Source organism: Pseudomonas sp., assembly GCF_030696055.1.
In the GTDB taxonomy this organism is placed as follows: Bacteria; Pseudomonadota; Gammaproteobacteria; order Pseudomonadales; family Pseudomonadaceae; genus Aquipseudomonas.
In genome coordinates, this window is record NZ_JAUYNP010000303.1 from 1 (window position 1) to 8894 (window position 8894).

Sequence of the window (8894 nt, forward strand, 5' to 3'; positions counted from 1 at the left end):
TGATTGGAGCGCCCCGGCGCCGCGACCTTGAAGCCATCGCCGGCCTTGTACGACAGACCGGTGGCGTCGATATCGTGGCCCTTGGCGCAGCGCACCCAGCCCTTCTCGGAAAGCACGACTGTGACCGGTTCGGTCGGCAGCAGCTCGGTTTCCGACAGGGCCTTGGCCTCGGCACGGGCGACTATCGGCGAGCGGCGAGCATCGCCGTAGGTTTCCGCATCCTTGATGATTTCGTCGCGCACCAGCTTCTTCAGCTTGGCCTCGCTGCCGAGCAGGGCCAGCAGCTTGGCGCGCTCCTTGGCCAGCTCTTCCTGCTCGCCGCGGATCTGCATCTCTTCCAGGCGCGCCAACTGGCGCAGGCGAGTCTCGAGGATGTACTCGGCCTGAATATCCGTAAGCCCGAAACGCTCCATCAGCACCGGCTTGGGCTGGTCCTCGGTGCGGATGATATGTATCACTTCGTCCAGGTTGAGGAAGGCGATCAGGCGGCCTTCCAGCAGGTGCAGGCGATGCTCGACCTTGTCCAGGCGGAACTGCAAACGGCGGCGCACGGTATTGACCCGGTACTCCAGCCATTCGCGCAGCAACTGGCGCAGGTTCTTCACCGACGGTTTGCCATCCAGGCCGATGACGTTGGTGTTGACCCGGTAGCTCGACTCCAGCTCGGTGGTAGCGAACAGGTGCTGCATCAGCTCATCGGCATCCACCCGGTTGGAGCGCGGGATGATCACGATGCGGCACGGATGCTCATGATCCGACTCGTCGCGCAGGTCGGCGACCATCGGCAACTTCTTCGCCTGCATCTGCGCGGCGATCTGCTCCAGCACCTTGGAGCCGGAAACCTGATGGGGCAGCGCGGTGACCACTATGTCGCCGTCCTCGATGCGGTACACGGCGCGCATGCGCACCGAGCCACGGCCGGTTTCGTAGATTTTCAGCAGGTCCGCGCGCGGGGTGATGATCTCCGCCTCGGTCGGGTAATCCGGGCCCAGCACATGCTCGCACAGCTGTTCGACCGTGGCGTCCGGCTGATCGAGCAGGCGGATACAGGCCGCCGCCACTTCGCGCAGGTTATGCGGTGGCACGTCGGTGGCCATGCCGACCGCAATCCCGGTGGTGCCATTTAGCAGCAGATTGGGCAGGCGCGCCGGCAGGGTCGCCGGCTCGTTCATGGTGCCGTCGAAGTTTGGCACCCAATTCACCGTGCCCTGCCCAAGCTCGGTCAGCAGCACCTCGGAGTAGCGCGACAGGCGCGCCTCGGTGTAACGCATGGCGGCGAAGGACTTCGGATCGTCCGGCGCACCCCAGTTGCCCTGACCATCGACCAAGGTGTAGCGGTAGCTGAACGGCTGGGCCATCAGCACCATGGCTTCGTAGCAGGCGCTGTCGCCATGGGGGTGGAACTTACCCAGCACGTCGCCGACGGTACGCGCCGACTTCTTGTGCTTGGAGTCGGCGTCCAGCCCCAGCTCGCTCATGGCGTAGATGATGCGCCGCTGCACCGGCTTGAGGCCGTCGCCGATATGCGGCAGGGCGCGATCCATGATCACGTACATGGAGTAGTTGAGGTAAGCCTGCTCGGTAAAGTCGGCAAGGGAACGGCGTTCAACACCGTCCAGGCTCAAATCGAGGGGTTCGCTCATGCGTGCCTCATTGCAAGGTTGATTGGCGCAGCGTCAAGGTGCCGTCGCGCTGGGTAAATTCGAGTTGTTTCAGGGCACTCATGCCCAGCAGGATCTCATCGCCTTGCATGCCCGGGGTAATCAGGGCGGCGACGTCATGCAACTGGATCTCGCCCAATTGCAGGCTACTCAGGCGCGTGCGGTAGCCGGTGACCGTGCCGTTGGCGGTGCGCACCTGCACCGGCGCGCCACGCGCCAGGCCCAGGCGCTCGGCCTGGGCGGCCGGTACGGCGACCGCGCTGGCGCCGGTATCGAGCATCAGGGTCACGCTCAGGTGATTGATTTGGCCGTCCAACAGATAATGCCCACCCCGGCTGCTCAGCAGTTGCACTTCGATATAGCCGTCGCCGCGCACCGACTGCGGCGCCTGGTTGGGGTTATGGCGGCGCTCCTCCCACCTGCCGAAGAAATGCGTGGCCAGCAGCAGAGCGGCGCCCCAGGCCAGCACCAGCATGACCCGGCCGGCGCGCTTGCCCGGGCTTTGCTCGCTCACTGGGTGCTTCCCCAGCCGCCCTTGGGCGCGGCGAAGCGCCAGACGATCGGCCTCCGCTCGCCATCGGCACGGCTGAAGTGGCCATTGTCCACACCTATCCAGGCCCCGGCGGCGTCGATCCACAACGCCTCGGCCAAACCATAGGGCGCTGGATAACGGCGCGCCTCGGTCAGCGCCGCGGCGGCGAACGACCAGCAGCGCTCGACCGCGGCCGTGTTCGGGTTGCGCCGACAGATGCGGTGCGCCTGGCGCTCGAGGGTGAACAGCTTGTCGTCATGCAAGGCCAGCCCGGAAAAGTCCCGCGGCTGTTCTTCGCCGGCCAACTGCGCCGGCCCCGGCTCGTTGCCCGCCTCGCTGAGCAGCACGCAGCCGCCAGTGCAGAGCCAGCTCGAACGCTGTTTGTGCACCACCAGCAGGCCGCGGCGCCGACGTTCGGCGGCCAGATACAGGCGCTCACCGGCCGGGTCAACTGCCAGGCCTTCGAACAACGCGTTGAAATTGAGCAGCATGCCGCTGGCGCGCGCCTGGCGCACCAGGCCCGGTGGCAGGCTCAACCAGTTGGGCGCGCCGCTCGGCGGCACTTGCAACACCGCCGCCTTAGCCTCGCTGACCAGGTAGCGATTGCCCCTGGCATCGCAGCTCAGCCCTTCGAAATCCAGCTCGCCACCGCGCACCAGTCCGGCGACCCAGCCGCGCATGCGCAAGCCCCAGGGTAAATGCACGGCCGGGGGAGACGGGGCGAGAAAAGGCTCGGCAGTGGCTTGCCACCGCGACTCGCGATTATCCAGGCGATAGAGCTGGGCATCGTCACGATCGGACACCGCCCACAGCGCATCGCCGCACCAGGCCAGCCCGGACAGATTGCCGCCGAGCATGCCGTCGACCGCCTGCTCGCTGAGCAGCTGCAGCTCTTCCGGCGCCGGCGTGGCGGCCAGCACCGACGAGCCGAGCAGCAGCAAGGCGGCCAGCAGCCGCTGCATCAGAGCAGGACCTCGGCCAGGTTGCCCTTGGACTCCAACCAGGATTTACGATCGCCGGCGCGTTTCTTCGCCAGCAGCATATCCATGATTTCCTGGGTGCCCGGAAAGTCGTCCAGGGTCAGCTGCACCAGCCGCCGGGTGTTGGGGTCCATGGTGGTTTCGCGCAGCTGCGGCGGGTTCATCTCACCCAGGCCTTTGAAGCGGGTGACCTGGGGTTTGCCGCGGCGCTTCTCGGCCACCAGCCGGTCGAGGATGCCGTCACGCTCGGCGTCGTCCAGGGCATAGAAAATCTCCTTGCCCAGGTCGATGCGGTACAGCGGCGGCATGGCCACATACACATGCCCGGCATCCACCAGCGGACGGAAATGCCGCACGAACAGGGCGCACAGCAGCGTGGCGATATGCAGACCGTCAGAGTCGGCGTCGGCGAGGATGCAGATCTTGCCGTAGCGCAACTGGGTCAGATCATTGGAGCCGGGGTCGATGCCGATGGCCACGGCGATATCGTGCACTTCCTGGCTGGCCAGCACCTCGCCTACATCCACTTCCCAGGTATTCAGGATCTTCCCGCGCAGCGGCATGATGGCCTGGAACTCCTTGTCCCGCGCCTGCTTGGCCGAACCGCCGGCGGAATCCCCTTCCACCAGGAACAGCTCGGAACGCATCGGGTCCTGGCCCGCGCAATCCGCCAGTTTGCCGGGCAGCGCCGGGCCCTGGGTGATGCGCTTGCGCTCGACCTTCTTGCCGGCCTTGAGGCGGCGGTTGGCGTTGCTGATCGCCAGTTCGGCGAGCTGCTGACCGAGTTCCGGGTGGGCGTTAAGCCACAGGCTAAAGGCGTCCTTGACCACACCGGAGACGAAGGCCGCGGCCTCGCGGGAAGACAGGCGTTCCTTGGTCTGCCCGGAGAACTGCGCGTCCTGCATCTTCATCGACAGGACGAAGGCGATGCGTTCCCAGATATCTTCCGGGGCCAGCTTGACCCCGCGCGGCAGCAGGCTGCGGAACTCGCAGAACTCGCGCATGGCGTCCAGCAGGCCCTGGCGCAGACCATTCACATGGGTGCCGCCCAAGGCGGTGGGGATCAGGTTGACGTAGCTTTCCTGCACCGTTTCGCCGCCTTCCGGCAGCCACAGTAATGCCCAATCTACAGCTTCCTTGTTGCCGGCCAGGCTGCCGCAGAATGGTTCATTTGGTAGCCGTTCAAACTCGCTGACCGCATCCACCAGGTAGGAGCGCAGGCCGTCTTCGTACAGCCACTCGACGCGCTCGCCGCTGGCCTTGTCCTCGAAGCTGACGGCGAGCCCTGGACAGAGCACCGCCTTGGCCTTGAGCACATGCTTAAGGCGGCTGACAGAAAATTTATGCGAGTCGAAATACTTGCCATCCGGCCAGAAATGCACGCTGGTGCCGGTATTGCGCTTGCCTACCGTACCGACCACAGCCAGATCACTGGCCTTGTAGCCATCGGCGAAGCTCATCTGGTACTCGCTGCCATCGCGCTTGACCCTGACTATGACGCTGGTCGACAGCGCGTTGACCACCGAGATGCCGACGCCATGCAAACCGCCGGAGAACTGGTAGTTCTTGTTGGAGAACTTGCCGCCGGCATGCAGCTTGGTGAGGATCAGCTCGACCCCAGGCACGCCTTCTTCAGGATGGATATCCACCGGCATGCCCCGACCGTCGTCGAGCACCTCCAGGGAGTTGTCCTCGTGCAGTATCACCTGGATCGACTTGGCGTGACCGGCCAGGGCTTCGTCGACGCTGTTGTCTATGACTTCCTGGGCCAGGTGATTGGGACGGCTGGTGTCGGTGTACATGCCCGGGCGCTTGCGCACCGGGTCGAGGCCGGAAAGGACTTCGATGGCGTCTGCGTTGTAACTGGCCATGGGGTCTCTTGTCGTCAATTGAATAGGGAAAAGTCGATACCCTGCCACAGCGGGCGAGGAATACCGGCGAAAGCGAAGAGCATCGGCAGGCGCTCGGCAAAGCCCTGGAAACCATGGTCGCCACCGGCCTGGATGCGCAGGGCGCAAGCCCGGTAATAGACCTCGGCCTGGCGGTAATCGAGGGTTTCGTCGGCGGTCTGCAGCCATACCTGATAACGCGCCGGGTCCTGCAGGAGCGGCACGTCCAGCTCGGCCAGGGCGCTCACGTGGTCCGTGGTCAGCTCCCAGGTCTCGCCGCTGTAATAGTTCTTTTGCGGGCCCAGGTAGCCATCGAAGCGCAGATGCGGCCGTACTGCCGGGTTGATCAGCAGCGCCCGCAGGCCATGGCGTTCGGCCAAGTGGGTGGCATAGTAGCCGCCCAGTGAGCTACCGACCAGCACGGGGCGACCCCGTTCGCCGATCAGCGCTTCCAGCTGGGCAATGGCCTGACGCGGATGGTGGTGCAGAGCCGGCACGCGCAGCTGCTCAGCCAGGCCCAGGTGGTCCATGGCGCGCAGCAGTTGGCTGGCCTTGAGGGACGCCGGCGAGCTGTTCAAACCGTGGATATAGAGGATGGATGCAGTCATAGGGCGGGAGGCTACTAGTCCAAAGGCTCAAGCTGCAAGCCTCAAATCTGCGGACTGACCGCCGCTAGTACCCCTTGACGCTGTAATCGACTTCAAACTTGATTCCGGTCACCCGCGACACCCCGGTGTCCAGGCGACCATCGTCGAACAGGCGCAGCCAGCGGTAGCCAGGCGCACTGGTATCGGCCTGGAATTCCTCGCTGCCGGGGGCGAATTGCACGCAGGTGGAAGGCGACGCCAGCAAGCGGATGCCGTTGCGTTGCTGGTCGAACTCCTGATGGATATGCCCCCAGAGCACTGCGCGTACCTGGCTGAAGCGCTCCAGCACGGCGAACAAGGCGTCCGGGTTACGCAAGCCGATCGGCTCCATCCAGCGGCAACCGATGGACACCGGATGGTGATGCAGGCAGACCAGATGATGCCGCTCCGGCGCTTCGCTCAGCGCACGCTCCAGCAGTGCCAATTGCTGATCACTGAGATAACCCGGCACCGCTTCGGGAATAGAAGAGTCGAGCAGGGTGATGCGCCAATTGCCCAGGTCGATCACCGGATCGAGCAAATCGCTGCCGACGCAGGCCGCCTGCATCGAGGGGATCTCGTCATGGTTGCCGGGAAACCAGCGCGCCGGTGCGGGAATCACCGAGGTCATCTGCAGGAAACGCTGGTAGGAGGCCAGGCTGCCATCCTGCGACAGGTCGCCGCTGGCGAGCATCAGGTCGATCTGCGGCTGCTCCTGCAGCACCCGCTCGATCACCCGCTGCAGGCTGTCCTGGGTCTCCATGCCCAGCAATCTACCGGCCGCTTCGGCAAATAGATGGCTGTCAGAGAGCTGCACCAGCAGCACCGAGGAATCAACAGGGGTAGGCGTAACGGTTGGTGCACTCGGCAAGACCGTCTCCTTGAGCGGAATGCATGAATTATGCTGGCTAGCCCCATCGGCGGTAAACCCGCGAATTGGGAATAGATCACAGAACTTCAGCTGTAAATCCAGCACCCGTCTTAAGGCTAGTCCGTTCAAGGCTTCCGCGCACGCTCTGCGCCAGCGCGGTCAATTTACTACTAGCGCACCGGCTCCAGCTCATGACCACAGGCCAGGCAATGGCTCAGCCATTCGCCGAGAAACAGGTTGAGCTGGGTCTTCTCGTCCGGCTGGTGCATGGCCGCATTGGGATAAGGGTAGATGCCGCGAAAGCGCCGGGCACTTTGCGCGCCCACGACTTCAGCCATGCGCGCATCGTGGTAGACCCGCACTTCCAGCTGCGGCACCGGCAGCCAGGGCAGGCTGTGTTCCTGACGCACCTTGATGGTCGAGGTATAGGGGCAGCTTTCCACTACGTCCAAGGCCAGCACGCCGAGCAGATGTTCGCCCTGACTCAGGGCCACGCGGCGCGGCTGCCGATGCGGATCTGGCTGCTCGCGCATGGCCGGCAGCAGTTGCATCAGGCGCGCATAGTTGAGCTCGCAAGCCGCTTGCAACTCGACCAGGTCGACTCGATAGCGCTCGCGCAGCAGGTTCACGACCATAACCCCCGGACTTCGGCGCGGTTCAGCGCCAGCCACTGCAAGGCGATGATGCTCGCCGCGTTGTCGATGCGCCCGTCCTTGACCGCATCCAGGGCATCCTCCAGAGGCCAGACGTGCACCCGAATATCCTCGCCCTCCTCGGGCAGACCATGCACACCGCCGGCGCCCTGACTGTCGCAACGACCGACAAACAGATGCACGCGCTCATCGGAGCCGCCCGGCGAGGGGTAGTACTGGCTAATGGGCCAAAGCGAGGTCAGCGGCAGATCGGCCTCTTCCAGCGCCTCGCGCAGCGCCACTTGCTCAGGCTGCTCGCCGGGCTCGATCAGCCCGGCGACCAACTCCAGCAGCCAGGGATTGGCGCTCTTGTCCAAGGCGCCCACGCGGAATTGCTCGATCAACACCACGCAATCGCGCTGCGGATCGTAGGGCAGCACGCACACCGCATCGTGGCGCACGAACAATTCACGACTGAGCGCAGGCCCCATGCCGCCGGCGAACTGGCGATGGCGCAAACGCAGACGATCGAGCTGGTAGAAGCCGCTAAAGCAGGCCTCTCGCTCGATGACCTCGACATCCTCTCGTTGCATAGCATCCCCCTTAGAACCTATTAAAAGTCTCGCGAGCTAGAGCCAGGCAAGGCGGAATCGGTCGAGGACGCGGAGTTTACGAGCTGTAAATGAGCCGTCCGAGCCCGATTTCAACACAGCATGGCCGACGCGCAGCAGACTTTGAACAGGTTCTTAAAACGAACGGGCCCGAAGGCCCGTCCTGGTTACACTCATACTGCTACGCAAAATCGCCTAGCAGAAGCCCCATCACACCTTGTGGTAGAGCTGCGCACCCTGCGCCTTGAACTCTTCAGCCTTGGCTTGCATGCCCTCCTCGACTTCCAGGTCGAGGGCGGCGATGCGTTGCTCTTCAGCATAGACCCGAACTTCCTGGGTGATCTTCATCGAGCAGAACTTCGGCCCGCACATGGAGCAGAAATGCGCCACCTTGGCCGAGTCCTTGGGCAGGGTCTCGTCGTGGTAGCTACGCGCGGTATCCGGGTCCAGGCCGAGGTTGAACTGGTCTTCCCAGCGGAACTCGAAACGCGCCTTGCTCAATGCGTTATCACGAATTTGCGCGCCCGGATGACCTTTGGCAAGGTCGGCGGCGTGGGCGGCGATCTTGTAGGTGATGATGCCGGTCTTGACGTCATCCTTGTTCGGCAGGCCGAGGTGTTCCTTGGGCGTCACGTAGCAGAGCATGGCGCAACCGAACCAGCCGATCATCGCCGCGCCTATGCCGGAGGTGATGTGGTCGTAGCCCGGGGCGATGTCGGTGGTCAGCGGGCCGAGGGTGTAGAACGGCGCCTCGTCACAGCATTCCAGCTGCTTGTCCATGTTCTCCTTGATCAGCTGCATCGGCACGTGGCCGGGGCCTTCGATCATGGTTTGTACGTCGTGCTTCCAGGCGATCTTGGTCAGCTCGCCGAGGGTTTCCAGCTCGCCGAACTGCGCTTCGTCGTTGGCGTCGGCAATCGAACCCGGACGCAGGCCATCGCCCAGCGAGAAGCTGACGTCGTAGGCCTTCATGATCTCGCAGATCTCCTCGAAATGGGTATAAAGGAAGTTCTCCTGATGGTGGGCGAGACACCACTTGGCCAGGATCGACCCGCCCCGGGAAACGATTCCGGTGATCCTTTTCGCCGTCAG

9 protein-coding genes are annotated in these 8894 nt (G+C 64.0%); all 9 read right to left on the minus strand.

From position 1 onward, the window contains the following. Nucleotides 1-1643, minus strand: a 1643-nt coding sequence (parC, locus tag Q8Q83_RS18205) for a DNA topoisomerase IV subunit A (RefSeq protein WP_305625539.1), incomplete at its 3' end; no start/stop codon positions are given. Nucleotides 1644-1650: 7 nt separating this feature from the next. After that, entirely contained in the window at nucleotides 1651-2175 is a 525-nt protein-coding gene (locus Q8Q83_RS18210; protein ID WP_305625540.1) for a TIGR02281 family clan AA aspartic protease, read from the minus strand. After that, nucleotides 2172-3155, minus strand: coding sequence for an esterase-like activity of phytase family protein (locus Q8Q83_RS18215; protein ID WP_305625541.1), 984 nt, complete (start codon nucleotides 3153-3155; stop codon nucleotides 2172-2174). Before Q8Q83_RS18215 ends, Q8Q83_RS18210 begins: the two co-directional genes overlap by 4 nt. Then, complete coding sequence (gene parE / locus Q8Q83_RS18220; RefSeq protein ID WP_305625542.1) at nucleotides 3155-5044, minus strand: DNA topoisomerase IV subunit B; 1890 nt, start codon at nucleotides 5042-5044, stop codon at nucleotides 3155-3157. Before parE ends, Q8Q83_RS18215 begins: the two co-directional genes overlap by 1 nt. Nucleotides 5045-5058: 14 nt before the next feature. Next, nucleotides 5059-5670 (minus strand): YqiA/YcfP family alpha/beta fold hydrolase, encoded by a 612-nt coding sequence (locus Q8Q83_RS18225; protein ID WP_305625543.1) that lies wholly within the window; start codon nucleotides 5668-5670, stop codon nucleotides 5059-5061. Nucleotides 5671-5734: 64 nt separating this feature from the next. After that, nucleotides 5735-6559 (minus strand): 3',5'-cyclic-AMP phosphodiesterase, encoded by an 825-nt coding sequence (cpdA, locus tag Q8Q83_RS18230; protein ID WP_305625544.1) that lies wholly within the window; start codon nucleotides 6557-6559, stop codon nucleotides 5735-5737. 170 nt (nucleotides 6560-6729) lie between these two features. Beyond that, nucleotides 6730-7194 carry a DUF1249 domain-containing protein gene (locus Q8Q83_RS18235; protein ID WP_305625545.1) on the minus strand — a complete coding sequence of 155 codons (465 nt, stop codon included), beginning with the start codon at nucleotides 7192-7194 and terminating at the stop codon, nucleotides 6730-6732. Beyond that, nucleotides 7185-7784 carry an NUDIX domain-containing protein gene (locus Q8Q83_RS18240; RefSeq protein WP_305625546.1) on the minus strand — a complete coding sequence of 200 codons (600 nt, stop codon included), beginning with the start codon at nucleotides 7782-7784 and terminating at the stop codon, nucleotides 7185-7187. The genes Q8Q83_RS18235 and Q8Q83_RS18240 overlap by 10 nt, the downstream gene beginning before the upstream one ends. 228 nt (nucleotides 7785-8012) lie before the next feature. Continuing rightward, nucleotides 8013-8894, minus strand: an 882-nt coding sequence (locus Q8Q83_RS18245; protein ID WP_305625547.1) for a phosphomethylpyrimidine synthase ThiC, incomplete at its 5' end; no start/stop codon positions are given.

What these genes read in the sequence shown, in the direction of transcription:
- Q8Q83_RS18215 (WP_305625541.1), bottom strand. Translation starts at nt 3,155, where the DNA reads ATGCAGCGGCTGCTGGCCGCCTTGCTGCTGCTCGGCTCGTCGGTGCTG.
- parE (WP_305625542.1), bottom strand. Translation starts at nt 5,044, where the DNA reads ATGGCCAGTTACAACGCAGACGCCATCGAAGTCCTTTCCGGCCTCGAC.
- Q8Q83_RS18225 (WP_305625543.1), bottom strand. Translation starts at nt 5,670, where the DNA reads ATGACTGCATCCATCCTCTATATCCACGGTTTGAACAGCTCGCCGGCG.
- Q8Q83_RS18235 (WP_305625545.1), bottom strand. Translation starts at nt 7,194, where the DNA reads ATGGTCGTGAACCTGCTGCGCGAGCGCTATCGAGTCGACCTGGTCGAG.
- Q8Q83_RS18240 (WP_305625546.1), bottom strand. Translation starts at nt 7,784, where the DNA reads ATGCAACGAGAGGATGTCGAGGTCATCGAGCGAGAGGCCTGCTTTAGC.